This is a genomic window from Chthonobacter rhizosphaerae (assembly GCF_013839525.1).
Classification (GTDB): Bacteria; Pseudomonadota; Alphaproteobacteria; order Rhizobiales; family Pleomorphomonadaceae; genus Chthonobacter; species Chthonobacter rhizosphaerae.
The window spans coordinates 60145-81368 of sequence record NZ_JACDIS010000013.1 but is presented as its reverse complement, the minus strand read 5'-3'; the positions used below and the strand labels follow the sequence as shown (position 1 = coordinate 81368).

25 protein-coding genes are annotated in these 21224 nt (G+C 70.5%); 14 read left to right on the top strand and 11 right to left on the bottom strand.

Features of this window, described 5'->3' with window-relative positions; all coding sequences use genetic code 11:
* The first annotated feature begins 84 nt into the window (after nt 1-84).
* Both HND91_RS19220 and HND91_RS19215 read left to right on the top strand, forming a co-directional pair.
* Nucleotides 85-672: an NADPH-dependent FMN reductase gene (locus HND91_RS19220; protein ID WP_181708225.1), complete on the top strand. Its 588-nt coding sequence runs from the start codon at nt 85-87 to the stop codon at nt 670-672.
* A gap of 81 nt (nt 673-753) precedes the next feature.
* On the top strand, nt 754-1362 hold the full coding sequence (locus HND91_RS19215) for a histidine phosphatase family protein (RefSeq protein ID WP_181708224.1): 609 nt from the start codon (nt 754-756) through the stop codon (nt 1360-1362).
* Between the two features lie 46 nt (nt 1363-1408).
* Here the strand turns inward: HND91_RS19215 and HND91_RS19210 are convergent, their stop codons facing one another.
* On the bottom strand, nt 1409-2290 hold the full coding sequence (locus HND91_RS19210; protein WP_181708223.1) for an SDR family oxidoreductase: 882 nt from the start codon (nt 2288-2290) through the stop codon (nt 1409-1411).
* Between the two features lie 142 nt (nt 2291-2432).
* Between HND91_RS19210 and hslV the strand changes: the two genes are divergently transcribed.
* Genes hslV through HND91_RS19185 form a run of 5 tightly spaced genes read left to right on the top strand, consistent with a single transcriptional unit; the run spans nt 2433 to nt 5810 of the window.
* Nucleotides 2433-2993 (top strand): ATP-dependent protease subunit HslV, encoded by a 561-nt coding sequence (gene hslV / locus HND91_RS19205; protein ID WP_181708222.1) that lies wholly within the window; start codon nt 2433-2435, stop codon nt 2991-2993.
* Nucleotides 2994-3010: 17 nt separating this feature from the next.
* On the top strand, nt 3011-4315 hold the full coding sequence (hslU, locus tag HND91_RS19200) for an ATP-dependent protease ATPase subunit HslU (protein ID WP_181708221.1): 1305 nt from the start codon (nt 3011-3013) through the stop codon (nt 4313-4315).
* Between the two features lie 46 nt (nt 4316-4361).
* A complete protein-coding gene (locus tag HND91_RS19195) occupies nt 4362-4625 on the top strand; it encodes a type II toxin-antitoxin system prevent-host-death family antitoxin (RefSeq protein ID WP_181708220.1) in 264 nt (87 codons plus the stop codon).
* 2 nt (nt 4626-4627) lie between these two features.
* Nucleotides 4628-5041 (top strand): type II toxin-antitoxin system VapC family toxin, encoded by a 414-nt coding sequence (locus HND91_RS19190; RefSeq protein WP_343057414.1) that lies wholly within the window; start codon nt 4628-4630, stop codon nt 5039-5041.
* Nucleotides 5042-5048: 7 nt separating this feature from the next.
* On the top strand, nt 5049-5810 hold the full coding sequence (locus HND91_RS19185; protein ID WP_181708218.1) for a molybdopterin-synthase adenylyltransferase MoeB: 762 nt from the start codon (nt 5049-5051) through the stop codon (nt 5808-5810).
* A gap of 3 nt (nt 5811-5813) precedes the next feature.
* Here the strand turns inward: HND91_RS19185 and HND91_RS19180 are convergent, their stop codons facing one another.
* Nucleotides 5814-6446: a LysE family translocator gene (locus tag HND91_RS19180; RefSeq protein ID WP_181708217.1), complete on the bottom strand. Its 633-nt coding sequence runs from the start codon at nt 6444-6446 to the stop codon at nt 5814-5816.
* Nucleotides 6447-6604: 158 nt separating this feature from the next.
* Between HND91_RS19180 and HND91_RS19175 the strand changes: the two genes are divergently transcribed.
* Complete coding sequence (locus HND91_RS19175) at nt 6605-7090, top strand: Lrp/AsnC family transcriptional regulator (protein ID WP_181708216.1); 486 nt, start codon at nt 6605-6607, stop codon at nt 7088-7090.
* A 265-nt stretch (nt 7091-7355) separates the two neighbouring features.
* Here the strand turns inward: HND91_RS19175 and HND91_RS19170 are convergent, their stop codons facing one another.
* Nucleotides 7356-8342, bottom strand: coding sequence for a 2-hydroxyacid dehydrogenase (locus tag HND91_RS19170; protein WP_181708215.1), 987 nt, complete (start codon nt 8340-8342; stop codon nt 7356-7358).
* Nucleotides 8343-8632: 290 nt separating this feature from the next.
* Between HND91_RS19170 and HND91_RS19165 the strand changes: the two genes are divergently transcribed.
* Entirely contained in the window at nt 8633-9178 is a 546-nt protein-coding gene (locus HND91_RS19165; protein ID WP_343057411.1) for an SH3 domain-containing protein, read from the top strand.
* Nucleotides 9179-9343: 165 nt separating this feature from the next.
* On the opposite strand, the gene irrA is transcribed toward HND91_RS19165, so the two are convergent.
* A complete protein-coding gene (gene irrA, locus HND91_RS19160; protein WP_210272803.1) occupies nt 9344-9763 on the bottom strand; it encodes an iron response transcriptional regulator IrrA in 420 nt (139 codons plus the stop codon).
* Between the two features lie 375 nt (nt 9764-10138).
* On the opposite strand from irrA, the gene fabA reads away from it, so the two are divergent.
* The 3 genes from fabA to fabI all read left to right on the top strand — a co-directional run bounded on the left by fabA (nt 10139) and on the right by fabI (nt 12867).
* On the top strand, nt 10139-10663 hold the full coding sequence (gene fabA / locus HND91_RS19155; protein ID WP_181708213.1) for a 3-hydroxyacyl-[acyl-carrier-protein] dehydratase FabA: 525 nt from the start codon (nt 10139-10141) through the stop codon (nt 10661-10663).
* Nucleotides 10664-10778: 115 nt separating this feature from the next.
* A complete protein-coding gene (fabB, locus tag HND91_RS19150; RefSeq protein WP_181708212.1) occupies nt 10779-11996 on the top strand; it encodes a beta-ketoacyl-ACP synthase I in 1218 nt (405 codons plus the stop codon).
* A gap of 34 nt (nt 11997-12030) precedes the next feature.
* Nucleotides 12031-12867 (top strand): enoyl-ACP reductase FabI, encoded by an 837-nt coding sequence (gene fabI / locus HND91_RS19145; protein WP_181708211.1) that lies wholly within the window; start codon nt 12031-12033, stop codon nt 12865-12867.
* Between the two features lie 103 nt (nt 12868-12970).
* On the opposite strand, the gene HND91_RS19140 is transcribed toward fabI, so the two are convergent.
* The gene (locus HND91_RS19140) at nt 12971-13936 is read right to left on the bottom strand and encodes an acetyltransferase domain-containing protein (RefSeq protein WP_181708210.1); all 966 of its coding nucleotides are present in this window, start codon (nt 13934-13936) and stop codon (nt 12971-12973) included.
* A 144-nt stretch (nt 13937-14080) separates the two neighbouring features.
* On the opposite strand from HND91_RS19140, the gene HND91_RS19135 reads away from it, so the two are divergent.
* On the top strand, nt 14081-15184 hold the full coding sequence (locus HND91_RS19135; protein ID WP_181708209.1) for a hypothetical protein: 1104 nt from the start codon (nt 14081-14083) through the stop codon (nt 15182-15184).
* A 19-nt stretch (nt 15185-15203) separates the two neighbouring features.
* Complete coding sequence (locus tag HND91_RS19130; RefSeq protein WP_181708208.1) at nt 15204-15695, top strand: MmcB family DNA repair protein; 492 nt, start codon at nt 15204-15206, stop codon at nt 15693-15695.
* 81 nt (nt 15696-15776) lie between these two features.
* Here the strand turns inward: HND91_RS19130 and HND91_RS19125 are convergent, their stop codons facing one another.
* From HND91_RS19125 to HND91_RS19100, 6 genes are all read right to left on the bottom strand, one after another.
* Nucleotides 15777-16076 carry an HPr family phosphocarrier protein gene (locus HND91_RS19125; protein ID WP_246329582.1) on the bottom strand — a complete coding sequence of 100 codons (300 nt, stop codon included), beginning with the start codon at nt 16074-16076 and terminating at the stop codon, nt 15777-15779.
* Nucleotides 16073-16474: a PTS sugar transporter subunit IIA gene (locus tag HND91_RS19120; protein WP_181708207.1), complete on the bottom strand. Its 402-nt coding sequence runs from the start codon at nt 16472-16474 to the stop codon at nt 16073-16075. Before HND91_RS19120 ends, HND91_RS19125 begins: the two co-directional genes overlap by 4 nt.
* 124 nt (nt 16475-16598) lie before the next feature.
* Nucleotides 16599-17123: an HPr kinase/phosphorylase gene (locus tag HND91_RS19115; protein WP_181708206.1), complete on the bottom strand. Its 525-nt coding sequence runs from the start codon at nt 17121-17123 to the stop codon at nt 16599-16601.
* Between the two features lie 3 nt (nt 17124-17126).
* Entirely contained in the window at nt 17127-18896 is a 1770-nt protein-coding gene (locus tag HND91_RS19110; RefSeq protein WP_181708205.1) for a sensor histidine kinase, read from the bottom strand.
* A 52-nt stretch (nt 18897-18948) separates the two neighbouring features.
* Complete coding sequence (locus tag HND91_RS19105; protein WP_181708204.1) at nt 18949-19650, bottom strand: response regulator transcription factor; 702 nt, start codon at nt 19648-19650, stop codon at nt 18949-18951.
* A 137-nt stretch (nt 19651-19787) separates the two neighbouring features.
* The gene (locus HND91_RS19100) at nt 19788-21224 is read right to left on the bottom strand and encodes an MATE family efflux transporter (RefSeq protein ID WP_181708203.1); all 1437 of its coding nucleotides are present in this window, start codon (nt 21222-21224) and stop codon (nt 19788-19790) included.

Below are 21224 nucleotides of genomic sequence, written 5' to 3'. Positions count from 1 at the left end.
CGGCCGCCATCGCCGGAGGCTTGACGGCGCGACCCGAACGCCTCACTTGGCCTGGAGGTCCGTTCCGAGACAGGAGGCTCCGCCATGATCCGCCCCCGCCCCCGCATCCTGGTCTTCGCCGGATCGATCCGGACCGGCAGCCACAACGCCAGGCTCGCGGCCCAGATGGTGCAGGCGCTCGCCCTCAAGGACGCCGAGCCGACGCTCCTGTCCCTCGGCGACTACGCCATGCCGCTCTACGACGCGGATCTGGAGGCCGCCTCCGGCGTTCCTGACGGGGCGCGACGTCTCGCCGCCCAGATGACGGGCCACACCGGCATCTTCATCGCGAGCCCGGAATACAACGCCTCCGTCCCGCCGCTCCTGAAGAACGCCATCGACTGGGTCAGCCGGATCCGTGCCGGCGCCGGGGAGCCGTCCCCGTGGCGCGGGCGGGTCTACGCGCTCGGATCCGCCTCCCCGGGCGCGTTCGCCGGCATCCGCAGTCTCATGCACCTGCGCCAGGTGCTGGAGCTCGGCCTCGGCGCCACCGTCATCCCCGAGCAGATCTCGGTGCCGTCCGCCGCCACCGCCTTCGCGGGCGACGGCGGCCTCGCGGACGAGCGTCTGGCCGCGCGGCTGGAGACCGTCGCGAGCCGCCTGATCGACGAGGCGGCCCGCTACGTGGCCTGACCCGTCACCGCGCCGTCATGCTGGCGTCATCGACCCCGGCGACGGTGGCGGCAGACGCAGCCCGACGGACACGCCGACCTCATGACGCGCATCCTCCACTATCTCACCCACCCCCAGGTCCGGATCGATCCGGCGGTCCCGGTACCGCGGTGGGGACTTTCGGACGTGGGTCGGGCCCGGGTGGAGGCGCTGGTGCGGTCGGGCTGGCTCGCCGGCATCGACCGGATCCTCTCCTCCGACGAGGCGAAGGCGGTGGAGACGGCGGAACTCGTCGCCGACGCCCTCGGGGTGCTGATCGAGGTGGACGGCTCCATGCACGAGAACGACCGCTCCGCCACCGGCTTCCTGCCGCCGGCCGAGTTCGAGGCCGTGGCGGACCGGTTCTTCGCGTCCCCGACCGAGAGCGTGCGGGGCTGGGAGCGGGCGGCGGACGCCCAGGCGCGGATCGTGGCCGCCGTGGAGCGCGCGCTCGCCCAGCCGCACGGGCGGCGCGTGCTCGTGGTCGGCCACGGAGCGGTGGGCACGCTCCTCGCCTGTCACATGGCCGGTCGGCCAATCTCCCGCGTCCACGACCAGCCGGCCGGAGGCGGCGCCGTCTTCACCGCCGACTGGACCGGCCGGAGCATCCTTCACGACTGGGTGCCCATGGAAAGGCTCGCCGTGACGGCATCGGCCGGCGCGGCGAGGTGACCGGCCCGTCGGGGCCGTCTCCCGAACCCCGGCGGCGTGACGGCCGTCAGCGCCAGGTGTCCTCCCGCCACATCCGGTCGAGCGCCGCCCGGTAGGTCGGGTATGCGTACGTCAGGCCGAGGTCGCGCTTGCTCCGGCCGTTCGACACGCGCTTGTTCTCGCCATAGAAGCTGCGCGCCATGGGCGACAGGGTGGCGGTGGCGAAGTCCTGCTCCGGCGGCGGCTCCACGCCCATCAGGGCGGCCGCGTAGGCCACCACGTCCTGGGGCGGCGCCGGCTCGTCGTCGGTGATGTTGAACACGCCGCCCGTCCGGCCGAACAGCGCGCAGCCGATCGCCCCGGCGATGTCGTCCACGTGGATGCGGTTGAACACCTGTCCGGGCTTGACCAGGCGCTTGGCCGTCCCCTCCGTCAGGTTCACGAAGGCGTTGCGGCCGGGGCCGTAGATGCCTGAGAGCCTCAGGATCGCGGTCGGCACGCCGCTCTCCGCGCCGTAGCGGGTCCAGGCCTCCTCGGCGGCGACCCGGGCGACGGAGCGGGCGCTCTTCGGCTTCACGCGCGTGCGCTCGTCCACCCACGCGCCGCCGTGGTCGCCATAGACGCCGACGGTGGACAGGTAGACGACGGCCATCGGCTTGCGGCCGACCTGCAGGTCCGCCCCGTGCCACCGGAGCGCCGGGTCGTTGGTGCCGGCCGCCCCCTCGGCGGGGGCGATCGACTGCAGGACGAAGTGCGCCTCCCGGAGCGCCGCCGAGACGCCCGCGCCGGGCGCGGTTCCGTCGAACAGGAAGGGTTCGATGCCGTCGGCCGCCAGCGCCTCGGCCTTCTCGGCCGAGCGGGTGGTGCCGCCGATCCAGCTGAAACGGGCGCGGTTGCGGCGCACGAAGGCGAGGGCCGAATAGCCGAGGCCGAAGACGAAAAGGCGCATGGATGATCCTTGGGGCGGTCCTTGGAAGGCGCGGCGGGTCCGGACGATTGCATAGACGGTCGCGGCGCATACATAAAGCGCCTGACGGGGGACCCCGCCGGGGCTTCGGACCGGCGAGGGCCCGCTGAACAAGGAGCTTTTGATGTCAGACCAGAACACGCTGCCCACCTGGCACGGCACGACCATCGTGACCGTGCGCAAGGGCGGCACGGTCGTCGTCGCCGGCGACGGCCAGGTGAGCCTCGGCGCCACCGTGATCAAGCACACCGCCCGCAAGGTCCGTCCGCTCGGCAAGGGCGACGTGATCGCGGGCTTCGCCGGCGCGACCGCCGACGCCTTCACGCTGTTCGAGCGGCTGGAGGCCAAGCTGGAGCAGTACCCGGGCCAGCTCACCCGCGCCTGCGTGGAACTCGCCAAGGACTGGCGCACGGACCGCTACCTGCGGCGCCTGGAGGCCATGATGATCGTGGCGGACAAGTCCACCAGCCTCGTCCTCACCGGCACCGGCGACGTGCTGGAGCCGGAGCACGGCGTGGCGGCCATCGGGTCGGGAGGCAACTACGCCCTCGCCGCCGCCCGCGCCCTGGTGGACACCGATCTCGACGCGGAGACCATCGCCCGCCGGGCGATGAAGATCGCCGCCGAGATCTGCGTCTACACCAACGAGAGCGTCACGCTCGAAAAGCTCGACGCCGCCCGCTGATCGCCCGAGGACACGCCATGACCGATTTTTCGCCCCGGGAGATCGTCTCGGAACTCGACCGCTACATCGTCGGCCAGAAGGACGCCAAGCGCGCCGTGGCCGTCGCGCTCCGCAACCGCTGGCGCCGCCTGCAGCTGGACGGGTCGCTGCGCGAGGAGGTGCTGCCGAAGAACATCCTGATGATCGGCCCGACCGGCGTCGGCAAGACGGAGATCTCCCGCCGCCTCGCCAAGCTCGCCAACGCGCCCTTCATCAAGGTGGAAGCCACCAAGTTCACCGAAGTCGGCTATGTGGGCCGCGACGTGGAGCAGATCGTCCGCGACCTCCTGGAGGCCTCCATCGGCCTCGTGAAGGAGAACCGCCGCAAGGACGTGCGCGCCAAAGCCCACCTCCAGGCCGAGGAGCGGGTGCTGGACGCCCTCGTGGGCGCCTCGTCGAGCCCGGCCACCCGCGACAGCTTCCGCAAGAAGCTGCGCGACGGCCTTCTGGACGACAAGGAGATCGAGGTCCAGGTCGCCAGCTCGGGCGGGCCGGCCAGCTTCGAGATCCCCGGCATGCCGGGTGGCTCCATCGGCGTCATGAACCTCCAGGACATGATGTCGAAGATGATGGGCGGGCAGAAGAAGACCCGCCGCGTGACCGTGAAGGACTCCTACGAACTCCTGATCCAGGAGGAGAGCGACAAGCTCCTCGACCAGGACCAGATCGTCCAGGAGGCCATCAACGTGGTGGAGAACAACGGCATCGTCTTCCTGGACGAGATCGACAAGATCTGCGCCCGCGACGGCCGGATCGGCGGCGACGTGTCCCGCGAGGGCGTGCAGCGCGACCTGCTGCCGCTGATCGAGGGCACGACCGTCTCCACCAAGTACGGCCCGGTGAAGACGGACCACATCCTCTTCATCGCATCCGGCGCCTTCCACGTGGCCAAGCCGTCCGACCTCCTGCCGGAGCTGCAGGGCCGCCTGCCGATCCGGGTGGAGTTGAGACCCCTGGAGCGGGACGACTTCCGCCGCATCCTGACCGAGCCGGAGGCGAGCCTCATCAAGCAGTATGTGGCGCTGATGGCCACGGAGGGCGTGACGCTGGAGTTCGCCGAGGACGCCATCGACGAGATCGCCGGCGTCGCCGTGGAGGTGAACGCCACTGTGGAGAACATCGGCGCCCGCCGGCTGCAGACCGTGATGGAGCGGATCCTGGACGACATCTCGTTCAACGCCCCGGACCGGTCCGGCCAGACGGTGGTGGTCGACGCCGCCTTCGTCCGGTCCGCCCTCGGCGACCTCGCCAAGAACACGGACCTCAGCCGCTTCATCCTGTGACAAGACCCGCGGCGGCGACTATGTTTGGTTCAAAGGGAGTGGGCCGATGATCAGGGTCGCCGCCGAGGACTTCGCCAGGGACAGCGCCACCTTTCTCGACCGTGTGGAGCAAGGTGAGGAGGTGTGGATCGAGAAGAACGGCATGGTCGTCGCACGGCTCGTGTCTGTCCTGTCCGCAGGTAAAGAGGCGAGCGGGCCGACCGTGGACCCCGAAGCATCTGAAGCCGTGCGCGCGTTCCGGCGCTTGCGCGCGGGTGCAACGCTCGACGGTCTCGACTGGAAGGCGCTGCGGGATGAGGGGCGACGTTGAACGTGGTGGTTCTTGATTGCTCGGCCGCTCTCTGCTGGTGCTTCAGCGACGAGGCGACACCGGCTTCCGATCGGCTGTTGGCGCATGTGGAAGCGTACGGCGCGATCGTTCCGCCCCTGTTCTTGCTGGAAGTTGCCAACGTCCTCCTGCAGGCGGAACGGCGCCGCCGGATCGACCCCGGTGCCTCAGAGGCCTTGATCCGCCGGCTGAAGACGTTGCCGATCACCGTCGAACCGGACGTCTCCAGTCTGGCGGGCCTTGTCGATCTGGCGCGCATGGAGCACCTGACGGTCTATGACGCCGCTTACCTGGACGTGGCTCTCAGGAGCGGCCGTCCGCTGGCGAGCAAGGATCGCGACCTTCTTGCCGCCGCGAGACGTCGAGGCGTGGCCATTTTCCTGCTCTCGGACACCTGAGACGCCAATGACCCTCTCCTCCATCGAGATCGAACGCTATGCCCGCCACATCATCCTTCGGGAGGTGGGCGGACCGGGGCAGCAGAAGCTCAAGGCCGCGCGGGTGATGGTCGTCGGCGCCGGTGGTCTTGGCGCGCCGGTGATCCAGTATCTGGCGGCCGCCGGGGTGGGCACGCTCGGCCTGGTGGACGACGACACCGTCTCCCTGTCGAATCTGCAGCGGCAGGTCATCCACGACACCGGCTCCATCGGCCGGTCCAAGGTGGAGAGCGCCGCCGAGGCCGTGCGGGCGATCAACCCGCATGTGGCGGTGGAGGCTTACCCGGTCCGACTGACGGCCGACAACGCCGCGGATCTCGTCCGCCCCTTCGACGTGGTCGTGGACGGGTCCGACAACTTCACCACCCGCTATCTCCTGGCGGACACCTGCGCGGCGGAGCGCCGACCGCTCGTCAGCGGCGCCATCGGCACCTTCGACGGCTCGCTCACCACGCTTCTGCCCTACGAGACCGGGCCGGACGGACGGCCCAACCCCGGATACCGGGATCTCTTCCCCGAAGCCCCGCCGCCCGGCACCGTGCCCACGTGCGCCGAGGCCGGCGTCATCGGCGCCCTGCCGGGGATCGTCGGCTCGCTCCAGGCCATGGAGGTGATCAAGCTTCTCTGCGGCATCGGCGAGCCGCTCGTCGGCCGGCTTCTTCTGATCGACGCGCTCTCAATGCGCTTCGAGACGGTCCGCTACAAGGCCGCCCGGACTTCCGCCGCCTGACGCTCAGGCCCACGCGAGCCTGACGCCGAACGCGATCAGCAACGAGCCGAACAGCCATCGCTCGGCGCGTTCCGCCCATCGTGATCCATGGACCGCCGCGCCGATCCGATCGCCGAGCGCGGCGAACACCAGATCGAACAGCAGGCCCGTCAAGACCAGCAGCAGCCCCAGCGCGGCGAACTGGGGCGCCGTCGGTCCCGCCTCCGGGTGAACGAACTGCGGCAGCAGGATGGAGCAGAAGAGCAGCGCCTTCGGGTTCATCAGGTTGGTGAGGAGCCCGGCCCTGAAGGCCTCCGCATGGGACAGGGCCGCGATCTCCGGCGCGTCCGCCGCGATCCGCAGCGAAGGCGCCCGCAGCAGCTTCACGCCGAGGTAGACGAGGTAGGCCGCGCCGGCGTGGCGCACCGCCTCGTAGGCGAGGTCCGAAGCCTGGATCAGGGCAGCGAGGCCGACGGCGGAGAGCGCCACATGGCTCGCCCGCGCGACCGCAAGCCCTGCCGCCACGGCGAGGGCCGCCGACCGGCCCCGGGCCGCGCCTGTCTGCAGAACCAGGATCATGTCCGGGCCGGGCACGAGATAGACGACGGCGAGAGCCGTCACGAAGAGCGAAAGCTGGTCAAGGGCAAGGCCGAACATGGCGCGAGGTCTCCGCGACAGCCGGACCTCTGGACGGTGGCGATCCGGCGAGCCCTCAAGATAGGCCCGGAGCAGCTGGCATGTCCTTGCGATGTGGGTATCAAAGAGCCTAGAATGCGCAACGAACAGGATGTCTACCTAGGTTCCACGTCGCGATCATGCCAAATCTGCCTCTCGACGCCATCGACCGCCGCATCCTCTCCGCCCTCCAGCGCGACGCCCGGCTCTCCAACGTGGACCTCGCCGCCGAGGTGGGCCTGTCGCCCTCCCCATGCCTGCGGCGGGTGCGCCTTCTGGAGGAGGCCGGCGTCATCACGGACTACCGGGCGCTCCTCGACCGGACGGCCATCGGGCTCGGTCTCACGGTCTTCGTCGGTATCAAGGTGGACCGTCACGACGACGCCCACGCGACCGCCTTCCGGGAGGCGGTCGCGGCCTTGCCCCAGGTGGTGTCCTGCCATCTGGTCTCCGGCGAATCGGATTTCCTGCTTCAGATCGTCCTGCCGGACCTCGCCGCCTATGAGCGCCTGCTCCTCGACACGCTCCTGAAGCTCCCGGGCGTGAAGGACATCCGGAGCAACTTCGTTCTCAACACGGTGAAGTCGATGGGGACCCTGCCGTTGGACCAGGTCGCTCGGTCGTGAGGCAGTCGGGAGTAGGCAGTCGGCAGTCGGCAGTAGGAAGGTCGAGGCGGTGGCCCAGGACACCACGTTCCGACTGCCGACTGCCGACTACCGAATACCGCCAACCTTCTTCACAGCATCGACGGCAGCACCCGGTCGGGTGGCCGGTGGCCGTCCATGAAGGTCCTGATGTTGATGATGACCTTCTCGCCCATGTCGAGGCGGTGGCCCAGGGCACCACGTTCCGACTGCCGACTGCCGACTGCCGAATACCGCCTACCTTCCCTCACAGCATCGACGGAAGCACCCGGTCGGGCGGCCGGTGGCCGTCCATGAAGGTCTTGATGTTGATGATGACCTTCTCGCCCATGTCGATGCGGCCCTCGATGGTGGCCGAGCCCATGTGCGGCAGGAGCACCACCCGGTCGGACTTCACCAGCTTGGGGTTCACCGCCGGCTCGTGCTCGAACACGTCGAGGCCCGCCCCGGCGAGCTCGCCCGCCTCCAGCATGCGGGCGAGGGCGTTCTCGTCCAGCACCTCGCCGCGGGCGGTGTTCACCACATAGGCTTCCTTCTTCAGAAGCTTCAGGCGACGCGCCGACAGGAGATGGTAGGTGCCCGGCGTGTGCGGGCAGTGGATGGAGATCACGTCCATGCGGGCGAGCATCTGGTCGAGACTTTCCCACCAGGTGGCCTCGTGCTTCTCCTCGATCTCGGCCGGCAGCCTGCGGCGGTTGTGGTAGTGGATCGACATGCCGAAGGCGAGCGCCCGGCGGGCCACCGCCTGGCCGATCCGGCCCATGCCGATGATGCCGAGGCGCTTGCCCCAGATCCGATGACCCAGCATCCAGGTGGGTGACCAGCCGTGCCATTCCTCCCGCTCGATCACCTTGATGCCCTGGGCGATCCGCCGGGGCACCGCCAGGATCAGCGCCATGGTCATGTCGGCGGTGTCCTCGGTGAGGACGCCGGGCGTATTGGTCACCGTGATGCCGCGGGCGGTCGCCGTGTCCACGTCGATGTTGTCGACGCCGTTGCCGAAGTTGGCGATGAGACGGAGGTTCGGGCCCGCTTGGCTGAGCACGCCCGCGTCGATCCGGTCCGTCACGGTCGGCACCAGCACGTCGGCGGTCCGCACCGCCTCCACCAGCTCGGCCTGGGTCAGCGGCCGGTCCTCATGGCTGAGCCGCGTCTCGAACAGCTCGCGCATCCGGGTCTCGACCATGTCCGGCAGCTTGCGCGTCACGACCACAAGAGGTTTCTTTCGGGCCATCACTCGACGAACCTTCCTCGCGGGGCGCGCCCGCCCGTTGGAAACGACCGCGAAACCAACGTTGATGAAACCTTAACCGCGGTCGGAGACAGTGAAGGGGCCCGGTCGGTCCGGGGCCTTCGGCCAAGTCGTCTTCCTATCAGAAGGACCGGCGAATACAAACTGCGACAACAGGCGCATCCGCGGGGTATGGCAACCGGCCCGCGATGGCAGGGGGGCGTCCCGCCAGGCCGGGCCGGCGCCTCCGGCCCGTCGCCTTGTCGCCGCAATTCAGCGGCTCCGTGCACGGTATGAAGTCTATGCAGTTCCGCCAGAAATTCCTTTTCCAGATCGTCCTGCCGCTCGCGCTCTGCCTGGCGCTCGCCGCTCCGTCCGTCGCGTCCGCCCAGGGCACCACGAAGGGCCCGAGCGGCCTGCCCGTCCCCCGGTTCGTCAGCCTGAAGTCGGATGCCGTGAATGTGCGGCGCGGGCCGAGTCGCGAGCATGACGTGGTGTGGCGCTACGTGCGCGCCGGCCTTCCGGTGGAGGTCACCCAGGAGTTCGAGAACTGGCGGCGGATCCGCGACTTCGAGGGCGCCGAGGGCTGGGTCTTCCACAGCCTGCTGACCGGCGTGCGCACAGCCCTTGTCGCCCCGTGGGACAAGAGCCGCACGGCGATCAACCTCCACGCCGACCCGGACGAGGCGACCCGCGTCACCGCCATGGTGGAGCCCGGCGTCCAGGCCAACGTCAAGGAATGCTCGGGGACGTGGTGCCGGCTGGAGGGCAAGACCTTCTCCGGCTGGATCGCCCAGGCCTCGCTCTGGGGCGTCTATCCGGACGAGACGTTCGACTGACTGGACGCCGGACGGCCGACGACGGATCGCCGGAGGCGAACCGGACGAGGGCCGCGTCGGACGCACGTTGGCCCGGCAGGCTCAACTCAAGGCGTCGGGCGGCTCCGGTCGTTGCCTGCGCGGCGCGGGCCGGGTCGGAAAGGCGCCCCGGCGGCAGGGGCCGGGTCAGGACGGGTCGCGGGGGCGAAGCCGGACCACCACGTCCACGCGCACGATCTCCATGCCTTCCGGCGGCTCGGGAACGTGTTCGATGGAAACGCTCGCGGCGGGGATGTCGAACACGTCGTTCGAACCCTCCACGAAGAAGTGGTGGTGATCGTCCACATTGGTGTCGAAGTATGTCTTCGTCCCGTCGATCGCGACCTCCCGCAGGAGACCCGCCTCGGTGAACTGGTGGAGGGTGTTGTAGATGGTGGCGAGCGACACGGGCACCCGCGCGCCCTGGGCCTCGTCGTGCAGCTGTTCGGCGCTCACGTGGCGATGGCCGCGGCCGAACAGGATCTCGCCGAGAGCCATCCGCTGGCGCGTCGGCCTCAGGCCGGCGCCGCTCAGCAGGCTGCGCACGTTGGTGCGTCCCGCGCCCATCCCCGCTCCAGCCGAGGCATGAGTCGAGCGCGTCGTGCCGTAGGTGGTGGTGGCCGGCGGCAGCTTTCGATCCATCGACGAGTATTCCACTAGCCCGAAACGATCCCGATCGCCCGGCCCGTCCGGCCCGGACGGAATGCTGGCGGACCTCTCGATCACGGACCGGGCCGCGAGGGTGCGGTCCCGTTCACGACGGATAATAGGGATCCTGCGGGTTCTTCGCAAGTTTGACCGAGGATGGGTCCGCCCCGCCGGTGCGAGGCTTTCGATGCCGATGCACCTGTGTTAGGACTGCACGCAAATTTCCGCCGGGATCCGATGCGGCAGCCAGACGTGGCGGCGCGCCCGACGGCCTTGAGAGGAAGACGACCCGGCATGGATGGGCGACAGACGAGTTTCGAATACGAGGATCTTCTTGCCTGCGGACGCGGCGAGTTGTTCGGCGCGGGCAACGCCCAGCTTCCGCTTCCGCCCATGCTGATGTTCGACCGGATCTCCGAGATTTCCGAGGATGGCGGCGAGTTCGGCAAGGGGCACGTGCGCGCCATCCTGGCGATCCGGCCGGACCTCTGGTTCTTTCCCTGCCACTTCAAGGGCGACCCGGTGATGCCGGGCTGCCTCGGCCTCGACGCCCTGTGGCAGATGCTCGGCTTCTTTCTCGGCTGGCTCGGCTCCCAGGGCCGCGGCCGCGCGCTCTCGGTGGGCGAGGTCAAGTTCTCCGGCATGGTCACGCCCGACGTGAAGCTCGTCGAATATGGCGTGGACCTGAAGCGGGTGCTCCGCTCCAAGCTGGTCCTCGGCATCGGCGACGGCTGGCTGAAGGCGGACGGGCAGACCATCTACAAGGCGGCGGATCTGCGCGTCGGCTTGTTCAAGGCCGAGCCCGCCATGGGCGGCTGAGGGTCGGGAAGACCGAAGGGACCGGAACGGCCGGTCGGTCCGGAGCCGGCGGGGCGGCCCCGCCGACGCCGGTCGTCCGCTGCGCAACCAGGATCGAAGAGGATAAGGGACTGTCATGAGACGCGTCGTCGTGACGGGCATGGGCATCGTTTCGTCCATCGGCAACACCACCCAGGAAGTGCTGGCCTCCCTGCGCGAGGCCAGATCCGGCATCACCCGGGCGGAGTCGTTCGCCGAGCACGGCTTCCGCTGCCAGGTCCAGGGCGCGCCGACGCTGAACGCCGAGGACGTGGTCGACCGGCGGGCCATGCGCTTCCACGGCGGCGGCACCGCCTGGAACCACGTCGCCATGGAACAGGCCATCCGCGATTCCGGCCTGGAGGAGGCGGACGTCTCCGACGAGCGCACCGGCATCATCATGGGCTCCGGCGGTCCCAGCACCCACGCCATCGTGGAGGCGGCCGACATCACCCGCACCAAGGGGCCGAAGCGCGTCGGCCCGTTCGCGGTGCCGAAGGCCATGTCGTCCACCGCATCGGCGACGCTCGCCACCTGGTTCAAGATCAAGGGCGTCAACTATTCCATCTCGTCCGCCTGCGCGACGTCGAACCACTGCATCGGCAACGCCTACGAGATGATCCAGTGGGGCAAGCAGGACGTGATGTTCGCCGGCGGCTCCGAGGAGCTCGACTGGACGCTGTCCGTCCTCTTCGACGCCATGGGCGCCATGTCGTCCAAGTACAACGACACGCCCGCCAAGGCCTCCCGGGCCTATGACAAGAACCGCGACGGCTTCGTGATCGCCGGCGGCGCCGGCGTGCTGGTGCTGGAGGAGCTGGAGCGCGCGAAGGCGCGCGGCGCCCGCATCTACGGCGAAGTGGTCGGCTACGGCGCCACGTCGGACGGCTACGACATGGTCGCCCCGTCGGGGGAGGGCGCCATCCGGTGCATGCGCCAGGCCCTCTCCACCGTGAAGGGCAAGGTCGACTACATCAATCCGCACGCCACCTCGACGCCCGTCGGCGACGAGAAGGAGATCGAGGCGATCCGCGCCGTGTTCGGCGACGCCATCCCGCCGATCGCCGCCACCAAGTCGCTCACCGGCCATTCGCTCGGCGCGACCGGGGTCCAGGAGGCGATCTACTCGCTTCTGATGATGAACAACGGCTTCATCTGCGAGAGCGCCAACATCGAGGAGATCGACCCGCAGTTCGCCGACGTGCCGATCGTGCGGGAGCGGATCGACAACGCGGACCTCAACACCGTGCTGTCGAACTCCTTCGGCTTCGGCGGCACCAACGCCACGCTGGTGTTCCAGCGCTACGCGGCCTGATCCAGACGATCACTCGGACACGAAAGAGTAAGGCATGACCGGGCTCATGGCCGGCAAGCGCGGCCTCATCATGGGTGTCGCCAACGATCACTCGATCGCCTGGGGCATCGCCAAGCGGCTCGCCGGCGAAGGCGCGGATCTCGCCTTCACCTACCAGGGCGAGGCGTTCGGCCGCCGGGTGCGACCCCTCGCCGAGGAGGTCGGGTCCAAGCTCCTGCTCCCGTGCGACGTGGAGGACGTCTCCACGGTCGACGGCGTCTTTTCGGCGCTGAAGGATGCCTGGGGCACGATCGACTTTGTCGTCCACTCCATCGGCTTCTCCAACAAGAACGAGCTGAAGGGCCGCTACGCCGACACCACGCGCGACAACTTCGTCCGCACCATGGTGATCTCCTGCTTCTCCTTCACCGAAGTGGCGCGGCGCGCGGTGGACCTGATGCCGAACGGCGGGTCGCTCCTGACGCTCACCTACGGCGGCTCCACCCGCGTGATGCCCAACTACAACGTCATGGGGGTCGCCAAGGCGGCGCTGGAGAGCTCGGTGCGCTATCTGGCGGCCGACTTCGGCGACCGCGGCATCCGGGTCAACGCGGTCTCGGCCGGCCCGGTGCGCACGCTGGCCGGCGCGGGCGTCACCGACGCCCGCCTCATGTACAATTTCCAGAAGAAGAACGCGCCTCTGAAGCGAACGGTCTCCATCGATGAGGTGGGCGGCTCCGCCCTCTATCTCCTGTCCGATCTCGCGTCCGGCGTCACCGGCGAGATCCACTTCGTGGACAGCGGCTATTCCGTCATGTCCATGCCGCGCATCGACGAATTGAAGGCGCAGGAGCGCCGCGAGGCGGCAGAAGGCCTCGCCGCGGAGGACTAAGCCCGAACGCAGTCCGGGCCGAGACCCCAGGCCGGGCGCGGTCCGGCCCGACGGGGCCGGATCCCGCCCGCGCGCCGCTCACCGCAGGCCCCGCGACGCAGCCCTATTCGGTCGCGCCGCTGTCGAACGGCACGTCCACGGCGCGCCGGCAACTGCCCGCGGCGGCGGCGACGAGGCTGCCGTCGGCCGGGTCGCCGTCCCGGGTCTCGAACAGGCCCGTCCCGTCCAGGCTGTCGGCCACGCAGGCGCAGAACCGGGTGCAGAGCGCCCGATCCGGCTGGGTGCGGCCGCATTCCGCCTCGCATCCGCCGACGAACCGGGCGCGCTCCCGCCCGGCGTCCGGCGGCACCAGGGCGGCCGCCCCGGACAGGAGTCCGAACAGCAGAGGCTGATGGACCAGATAGATCACCAGGCTCCACCGGCCGAGCGTCGCCAGAATGCGGCCCGGCGCCCCGAAGGCGGCCGGCTCGGCCGGACCGAACCGCTCGGGCAGCAGCCGGCCGATGGCGACGCCGGCGAGCACGGGCGCAAGCCAGGGAAAGATCGGCACGTAGTCGTTCGACGGCGGCACGTCCGTCGCAAGACCGAGGGGCAGCAGCGCCGGCGCGTTGAACGCGTCGCCGGCCGCCACCCACGGCAGCCCCAGCGCCAGGAGTGCCGCCCCGATCACCACGGCGAGCGGCGCCCGCACGAAGGGCAGGGCGAGGATGCTGCCGGCGGCGATCATGTGCAGGATGCCGAAGAAGACGAACGCCTGCGGGAACATCGCGTAGGTGGAGATCGAAACGAGCGCCGCCGCGGCGGCGATGGTCGCGACCCGCCGGACGCGCTGCCGCGCCCCGACGCCCCGCCGGTCCGAGATGACGAGGCTGACGCCCACGATCACCAGGAATGTCGCGGCGATCGTGATGGCGAACCCGCGCCAGACCGGGTCGCGGGCCACGTCCCAGTCGACGAAGCCCACATAGGCCAGGTCCCAGGAGACGTGGTAGACGACCATGGCCACGATGGCGACGCCGCGGGCCATGTCGACGAGCGCGAGGCGGCCGCCCTGGCGGGCGGGTCTCAACTGATCCTCCATCGGCCCTCGTTCCCTGCCGGTCGACTGATCGCCCGTGGCGCGGCGGGGTGTGATTCCCCGTCGGTCCGCGGTGGGCCCAAAGGATGTGTCGGAGATGGCGGGCGGACGCAACGGGCGACGGGGTGAAAAGTAATGGGTGCGACAGTGACCGAGGGCGACGCGGCGAACCGCATCCTGTTCGACCGGGAGGTCGACGGCCTCGCCGCGCGGGCGGTGGCCGGCCGCGGCAGCGACGTCCTGGCGGTGGTCTTCTCCCAGGTGCGCGTCCCGCGCGGCCGCTACGGCCTGTCGCGCCTGTTCGCCCGCACCGCCCACCCGTGCCTCTTCCTGAACCAGCCGGAGGCGATCTGGTACCGGGGCGCCGAGGATGCGGTCGACGCCGCCATCCGGGAGGCCGCGGGACGCTCCGGCGCCGCCCGCGTCGTCCTCTACGGCAGCAGCATGGGCGCCTTCGGGGCGCTTGCCGCCGCCGCCCGGTGGCCGGGCGCCGAGGCGATAGTCTACGCGCCCGACGGGCGGATCGGCGAGGCGGGCAGCCAGTCGGCCGCCGCCGGCCTTCCGCCCCGGTCCGGCGAACCGTCCCTCGAGGACCTCCTCGCCACGCGGGCGCGGGAGGCGACCACGGTCATCACCGGCCTGTTCGATCCTTACGACGCCGGTGTGGCGAGCCGCCTCGCGCCCCTCGCCGAGGACGGCCGCGTCCGGCTGCTGCCGGTCCTCTCCGGCCACGAGGTGCACGACCACCTCTACGCGCTGAACGTGGTGCGCCGGATCATCTCCACCTTCCGCCGCGATCCGGGCGCGGAGATCGCCGCGCGCGGCCTCGCGGCCCGCCTGGACCCGGGGCGCCACGGGCGCTTCGCCGCCCTCGCGGCCGCGCTGCGATCGTCGGACCCGCCGCATCCGGACGCGGTGCGGGCCCTCGCCATGCCCGACAACCCGGGCGTCGCCCTCCTGGAAGCGTCCGCCCTGGAGGCCCGCGGCGACCTCGACGGGGCGGAGCGGCGCCTCGCGGACGTCGACGGGGTCATCGGCCGGTCGCCCATCCTGTCCACCCTGCCGAAGCGCTACCGAAAGATCGTGCCCCGCCGGCGCATCGACCTTCTGGACCGGCTCGGCCGGCGCGCGGAGGCGGATGCCCTGGCCCGGGAGGCCGCGGCGCGCTTTTCCGAGGACGCCGACTTCGCCGCCCGTGCCGGCGCAGGTTGCCAAACCGGAACGGATGAAGAACAATAAGGCCGAAGGAGACACCCTGATGGCCGACCAATCCGCCCGTCTGATCGAGGCCCTCGTCGTCGACGGCCGCCAGTCCGAACGGGCCCGCCTCGTCCAGCGCGGCGTCGGCCGCATGATGATCGGCCTCGGCTTCTCGATCGTCACCGAACTGCCGCTCGCCTCCGGCCGGCGGGCCGACGTGGTCGGGCTCGCGCCGAACGGCGACCTTTGGATCGTGGAGATCAAGTCGTCCGTGGAGGACTTCCGGGCCGACCGCAAGTGGCCGGACTACCGCCGCCATTGCGACCGGCTGTTCTTCGCCACCCACGAGGCGGTGCCGCTCGACATTTTCCCGGAGGACGCCGGCCTCATTCTGGCGGACGGCTTCGGCGCCGCCGTGCTGCGCGACGCCCCGGAGCACCGCCTCGCCCCCGCCACCCGCAAGGCGACGCTCCTGCGCTTCGCCCACGTGGCCGCGCGCCGCTTCCACACGCTGCTCGATCCGGGCGTCCAGGAGATGGGCGGGTTCTGACGGGCGCCGATTTGCGCTTCCGGTTCGCGGACCGCGGCGGCGCCGGATCCCGCGCCCTGCCGCCGTCTCAGGCGGCCGGCGTCATTCCTCTTCGCCGAAGCGGTTGCCCACCAGGGCCGTGATCGCCGCCATGGCGGCCTCCGCCTCCGGCCCGCTGGCAGAGACCTGGATCGTGGAGCCGATCCCCGCCGCCAGCATCATCAGGCCCATGATCGAGGTGCCCGACACGGACTGGCCGTCCTTGGAGACCAGGATCTCGGCGTCGAAGGATTCCACGCACTGCACGAACTTGGCCGACGCACGGGCATGCAGGCCCTTGCGGTTCACGATGGCGAGCTCGCGCACGAGCCCGTCGGTGTCCATGCGATCGGCGTCCATCATTGTCCGGAGAGCACCTGGCTGGCGACGCTGATGTACTTGCGCCCGGCGTCGCGCGCGTCGGTCACCGCGTCCGCCAGCGGTTTGTCGGCCCGCACGCTGGCGAGCTTGATCAGCATGGGAAGGTTGACGCCCGCGATCACCTCCACGCTGCCGTGGTCCATGACCGAGATCGCCAGGTTCGACGGCGTGCCGCCGAACATGTCGGTGAGAAGCACCACGCCCTTGCCGGCGTCCACCCGATCGACGGCCTCCAGGATGTCGCGCCGGCGGCGCTCCATGTCGTCGTCAGGCCCGATGCAGATCGTCTCCAGCCGGGTCTGGGGGCCGACCACGTGCTCGAGCGCGGCACGGAACTCGTCTGCGAGACGTCCGTGGGTCACGAGAACCAAGCCGATCATTCCCTCGTCCGTCCCCCAGGCATCGGCATGCGGGCCTTCGGGCCGCGGTCGCCGCAGAGTGGTCCGGATTGCGCACCGGAACGGAGGCCCATCTTCACCAGACGCGACGCCGAAGCAAGAACAATCATCGCCGACCTCCAAAGGCTTCCCGTGCGTCCGGGGACATGCTCGCCGCCTCGTGGCCGGCCGGCCACATCGCCCCAAGGACCGAAAGGGCGCTCTCCACCAGGAGGGCGGCCACGAGCGCCGACCGCGCCGGCACGGGCTGGCGCGGCACCGGCACGCCGGCGAGGCGCGTCGCCAGCAGCGCCTCCTCGGGCATCCGAGGCAGGGTCTCGCCGTCGACCAGATCGACCACCAGCCGCACCACCGCGGCGTCCACGTGCGCCACCGCCACGATGCCCCGCCCGGCCGCCTCCCGCAGCCCGGCGAGGCGGGCGGGCGCGCGCGCGATCAGCCGGCCGCCGTGGGCGGCGAGCAAGGTCCGGTCGTCGCTCACGAAGACGGCGAATCGCCCCGCCGTCCGGGCCCGATCCACCAGGAGGGCCTGGAGCGTGGTCTTGCCGCTTTGCGACGGTCCCCGGACGAGGACGCCCGCGTCGCCGAGAACCACGCAGCCCGCGTGCACGGTGGGCTGGGTCGCGGCCATCGGTCAGGTCTCCGCCGGCAGGCGCACGGTGAACCGCGCGCCCGTCACCCGCTCCGGGTCCGCCGGGTCGTCGTGGCGGTTCTCCGCCCGGATGGTGCCCCGGTGGGCCTCCACGATCTGCCGCGAGATGGAAAGGCCGAGGCCGGAGTTGTTGCCGAAGCCCTCGCCCTCGGGCCGGTCCGTGTAGAAGCGCTCGAAGATCCGGTCGAGGGCGTCCGGCCGGATGCCGGGGCCGTCGTCGTCCACCGTGACGACGATCCAGTCTCCCTCCCGCCGGGCGCTCACCCGCACGGTGCCGTCCGCCGGCGAGAAGGAGCGGGCGTTGTCGATCAGGTTGTGGATCACCTGGCCGAGCCGGCTGTCGTGGCCGGCCACCATGAAGCTCGGCTTGTCCGGCCCGGACGCGATGGCGAGCTCCACGCCGACCGATGTGCGCCGTCCCGCCTCCCGGGCGATGCCCACCACGCTGGCGAGGAGCTTGGCCACGTCCAGCGGCACCGCGTCCTCGCGCGCCAGTTCCGCGTCGAGGCGCGAGGCGTCGGAAATGTCGGTGATCAGCCGGTCCAGACGCTTCACGTCGTGCTGGATCACGGCCATCAGGCGCGCCCGGCTCTCGTCGGTCTTGGCGAGCGGCAACGTCTCCACCGCGCTCCGCAAGGAGGTCAGCGGGTTTTTCAATTCGTGGCTCACGTCCGCCGCGAAGCTCTCGATCGCGTCCATGCGGTTGAAGAGGGCGGTGGTCATGTCCCGGAAGGAGCGGGCCAGATGGCCGATCTCGTCCTCCCGGTCGGGGAAGTCCGGGATGGCCTCCCGGTGCTTCACGCCGCGGCGCACCCGGTCGGCGGCGGCCGACAGGCGCCGCAGCGGCGCCGCGATGGTGCCGGCGAGAAGGATGGAGAGGGTCGCCGTCACGACGGACGCCACCAGCGCCACGCGCATGATGGCGAGCCGCTCCGCCTCCACGATGGCGTCGATGTCGCCACCCTGGGTGGAGAGGAGCAGGCTGCCCACCACGGCGCGGAACCGCTGCACCGGCACGGCCACGGAGACGATCAGCTCGCCCCGCTCGTTGACCCGCACCACCGTGCCGGGCGAGCCGTCGAGGGCCGTCGCGACCTCCGGATAGCCGCGCCCGTTCGAGCCGGCGAGCTCCTGGTAGACCGGCATGTCGGCCCGGCGCAGCCAGAACTTCACCTGCGACCACGCCTGCTCGATGAGGGAGGGCTCCTCCGGCTGGGGCGGCGGCAGGTCGAAGCGCAGCACCTGGCCGCGCGAATAGAGGAAGCGGCTGTCCAGGATCAGCGTCCCGTCCCGGTCGTAGATGCGCGCCCTTGTGCGCGTCGGCGAGATCAGCCGGCGCAGGATGGGGGCCACCCGTTCCGGGTTGATCGGAAAGTCGAGCGCCTGCAGCTCGTCGAACGGCGACATGCTCTCGCCCGCCTGGAGCTGCAGCAGGCGCTCCGGGTCGATGGTGATGGAATCCGTGTCCACCGTCGCCGAAGCCGCGATGGCGGCCGCGATGATCTCGCCCTGGGTCAGCAGGCTCTCCACCCGGCTGTCGATCAGGCCGGCGCGGAACTGGTTGAGGTAGAGGATGCCGGCCACGAGCGCGATCAGCGCCGCCAGGTTGAGGACGAGGATCCGCCGGGTGAGGCTGGAGAACACGAAGGATCCGACCACACGGCTCGCGCGGCCGAAGACGAGCCGGCGGAGCCGCACACGGGATGCCCGTTTGCGATCGCCCGCGCGCCTGATCTCGATCTCCGTGGTCATGTCCTGGTCGTGACGCCCGAACGGGTCCCCGCCGGGGCGGGCCGCGGCCGCGTCACATCTCCTTGAAACGATATCCGACGCCGTAAAGGGTCTCGATCATGTCGAAGTCGTCGTCGATGGCCTTGAACTTCTTGCGCAGCCGCTTGATGTGGCTGTCGATGGTGCGGTCGTCCACATAGACCTGATCGTCATAGGCGGCGTCCATCAGGGCGTTGCGGCTCTTCACCACGCCGGGGCGCTGGGCGAGCGCGAACAGGATCAGGAACTCGGTCACCGTCAGGGTCACGTTGGCGCCGTTCCACGTGCAGGTGTGCCGCTCCTGGTCCATCATCAGCGGCCCGCGCTCGATCGTCTTCGCCGCGTCGGTCGGCTTCGGGGCGGCGGCGTCGCGCGGGGCGGCCCGGCGCAGCACGGCCTTCACGCGCTCCACCAGCAGGCGCTGCGAGAACGGCTTCCGGATGAAGTCGTCGGCGCCCATCTTCAGGCCGAACAGCTCGTCGATCTCGTCGTCCTTGGAGGTCAGGAAGATCACCGGCATGTCCGTGCGCTGGCGCAGGCGCCGCAGGAGTTCCATCCCGTCCATGCGCGGCATCTTGATGTCCAGGATGGCGAGGTCGGGGGTGGACTGGGCGAGGCCGTCGAGCGCGGAGGCGCCGTCCGTGTAGGTCTCCACCCGGTAGCCTTCCGCCTCCAGCGCGATCGACACCGAGGTGAGGATGTTCCGGTCGTCGTCGACGAGCGCGATGGTCGGCATGCCGTCTCCTTCTCACTGCGGGGTCGCGGACCCGGACCGGACCGCCCTCCAGTCCGGTCCGAAGCGTCGGTCCGGACCGACGTTCCCGTCTGGTCTACCACGTCATCGAGAGCTTTCCCGCCAGAAAGTGGCGGAAATTATGGCGAAGACGCAGACCGCGCCTGGCCGAAGCTCCCGGCGAGCCGCCTCGACGCCAGATGGAAACGAGGCAGCAGCAGTGCAAGGGACGCGGTGATCCCGGCCCCGATTCCGGCGAACAGGCCGACCGCCCCGTAGTCCAGGTGGAAGCCGAACAGCCAGCCCGTCGGCACGGCCGCGATCCAGAAGGCGGCGGACTGCAGGCCGAGCGGCACCCACACGTCGCCCACCCCGCGCAGCGCCCCCATGGCGACGCCCATCATGGCGTCGAAGGCCGTGAACAGGCCGGCGAAGCGCAGCGTCTCGGTGGCGACCGCCACCGCCGCCGGATCGGACACGACGAAGCGGGCGATCGCCTCCGGCTGCAGGATCATGGCGAGCCCGCAGAGGCCCGACAGGAGCCCGCCGAGGCCGATGCCGCTCCAGCCGGCGCGCGCCATGTCGACGGCGCCCCGGCGCCCCACCGCATTGCCGACCCGGATCGAGGTGGCGCCCGCAAGGCCGACCGCGTTCATGTAGACGAGCGACATCACCGTCATGGTGGTCTGGTGGGCCGCAAGAGCGGCGGTGCCGAGGAGACCCGCGAAGAACACCATTGTGGAGAAGGCGGCGCTCTCCACCCCTTGCGCCAGGCCCATTGGCAGGCCCATGCGGCGGATCACCCGGCCCGGTTCGCCGCCGAGCGTCACGGCCGTCCGCCACCACTGCCCGGCGTCGGCCAGCATCCGGTAGCGGTCGCCGTCCCGGCGGCTGTCGCGCAGGAGGATCGCGATGGCGGCCGCGAACAGGCCCCAGCGCAGCACCGTGGAGGTGGCCGTCGCCGTCACGGCGCCGCCGCCCTCGGCCACGAGCCCGCCCCAGCCGAGCACCAGCACGCCGTCGGCGAGGACGTTGAGCACGTTGGCGATCAGCATCAGCACCATGCCGGTGCGCGCCCGCCCGGTCGCCTCCAGGATCAGGTTCACCGTGATGAAGAGGAGAAGGCCCGGCAGGCCGAGGGCGAACACCTCCGCCACCCGGGCCCCCGCCGCGGCGACCTCCGGCTGCTGGCCCGTCGCCAGGAAGAAGGGCTCGGCGGCGAGCGCCAGGCCGCCGGCGAGACAGCCGAGCACCAGGGCGTTGACGAGGCCGGCCCGCAGCACCTCGCCCACGGTGTGCGGTTCGCCGCGGCCGATCGCCTGGGCGGCCAGCACCACCGTCGCCTGGAGCGCGCCCAGGCAGACCAGCATCAGCGTCATCAGCGGCGCCACGCCGAGCCCGAAAGCCGCAAGGTCCAGTTGCCCGGCGTGCCCGGCCATGATGCTGTCGACGGAGATCAACACCACGAGGCCGGCCCGTGCCACGATGATCGGCGCTGCGAGGCGGAGGGTCTTCTCCACATGGACGCCGAGCGGCTGGGCCTCCGCCGGGCCGGAATCGGGAACTGCCAACGCCAC

Excerpts from the sequence above, each read along its gene's own strand:
- fabI (WP_181708211.1), top strand. The coding sequence starts at position 12,031 with ATGACCGGGCTCATGGCCGGCAAGCGCGGCCTCATCATGGGTGTCGCC.
- HND91_RS19180 (WP_181708217.1), bottom strand. The coding sequence starts at position 6,446 with ATGTTCGGCCTTGCCCTTGACCAGCTTTCGCTCTTCGTGACGGCTCTC.
- HND91_RS19125 (WP_246329582.1), bottom strand. The coding sequence starts at position 16,076 with ATGATGGACGCCGATCGCATGGACACCGACGGGCTCGTGCGCGAGCTC.
- HND91_RS19170 (WP_181708215.1), bottom strand. The coding sequence starts at position 8,342 with ATGGCCCGAAAGAAACCTCTTGTGGTCGTGACGCGCAAGCTGCCGGAC.
- HND91_RS19110 (WP_181708205.1), bottom strand. The coding sequence starts at position 18,896 with ATGACCACGGAGATCGAGATCAGGCGCGCGGGCGATCGCAAACGGGCA.
- HND91_RS19210 (WP_181708223.1), bottom strand. The coding sequence starts at position 2,290 with ATGCGCCTTTTCGTCTTCGGCCTCGGCTATTCGGCCCTCGCCTTCGTG.
- HND91_RS19130 (WP_181708208.1), top strand. The coding sequence starts at position 15,204 with ATGGCCGACCAATCCGCCCGTCTGATCGAGGCCCTCGTCGTCGACGGC.
- HND91_RS19105 (WP_181708204.1), bottom strand. The coding sequence starts at position 19,650 with ATGCCGACCATCGCGCTCGTCGACGACGACCGGAACATCCTCACCTCG.
- HND91_RS19135 (WP_181708209.1), top strand. The coding sequence starts at position 14,081 with ATGGGTGCGACAGTGACCGAGGGCGACGCGGCGAACCGCATCCTGTTC.
- HND91_RS19185 (WP_181708218.1), top strand. The coding sequence starts at position 5,049 with ATGACCCTCTCCTCCATCGAGATCGAACGCTATGCCCGCCACATCATC.
- hslU (WP_181708221.1), top strand. The coding sequence starts at position 3,011 with ATGACCGATTTTTCGCCCCGGGAGATCGTCTCGGAACTCGACCGCTAC.
- HND91_RS19175 (WP_181708216.1), top strand. The coding sequence starts at position 6,605 with ATGCCAAATCTGCCTCTCGACGCCATCGACCGCCGCATCCTCTCCGCC.
- hslV (WP_181708222.1), top strand. The coding sequence starts at position 2,433 with ATGTCAGACCAGAACACGCTGCCCACCTGGCACGGCACGACCATCGTG.
- HND91_RS19165 (WP_343057411.1), top strand. The coding sequence starts at position 8,633 with ATGAAGTCTATGCAGTTCCGCCAGAAATTCCTTTTCCAGATCGTCCTG.
- HND91_RS19215 (WP_181708224.1), top strand. The coding sequence starts at position 754 with ATGACGCGCATCCTCCACTATCTCACCCACCCCCAGGTCCGGATCGAT.
- fabA (WP_181708213.1), top strand. The coding sequence starts at position 10,139 with ATGGATGGGCGACAGACGAGTTTCGAATACGAGGATCTTCTTGCCTGC.
- fabB (WP_181708212.1), top strand. The coding sequence starts at position 10,779 with ATGAGACGCGTCGTCGTGACGGGCATGGGCATCGTTTCGTCCATCGGC.
- HND91_RS19115 (WP_181708206.1), bottom strand. The coding sequence starts at position 17,123 with ATGGCCGCGACCCAGCCCACCGTGCACGCGGGCTGCGTGGTTCTCGGC.
- HND91_RS19195 (WP_181708220.1), top strand. The coding sequence starts at position 4,362 with ATGATCAGGGTCGCCGCCGAGGACTTCGCCAGGGACAGCGCCACCTTT.
- HND91_RS19120 (WP_181708207.1), bottom strand. The coding sequence starts at position 16,474 with ATGATCGGCTTGGTTCTCGTGACCCACGGACGTCTCGCAGACGAGTTC.
- HND91_RS19220 (WP_181708225.1), top strand. The coding sequence starts at position 85 with ATGATCCGCCCCCGCCCCCGCATCCTGGTCTTCGCCGGATCGATCCGG.
- irrA (WP_210272803.1), bottom strand. The coding sequence starts at position 9,763 with ATGGGCGCGGGACGCACCAACGTGCGCAGCCTGCTGAGCGGCGCCGGC.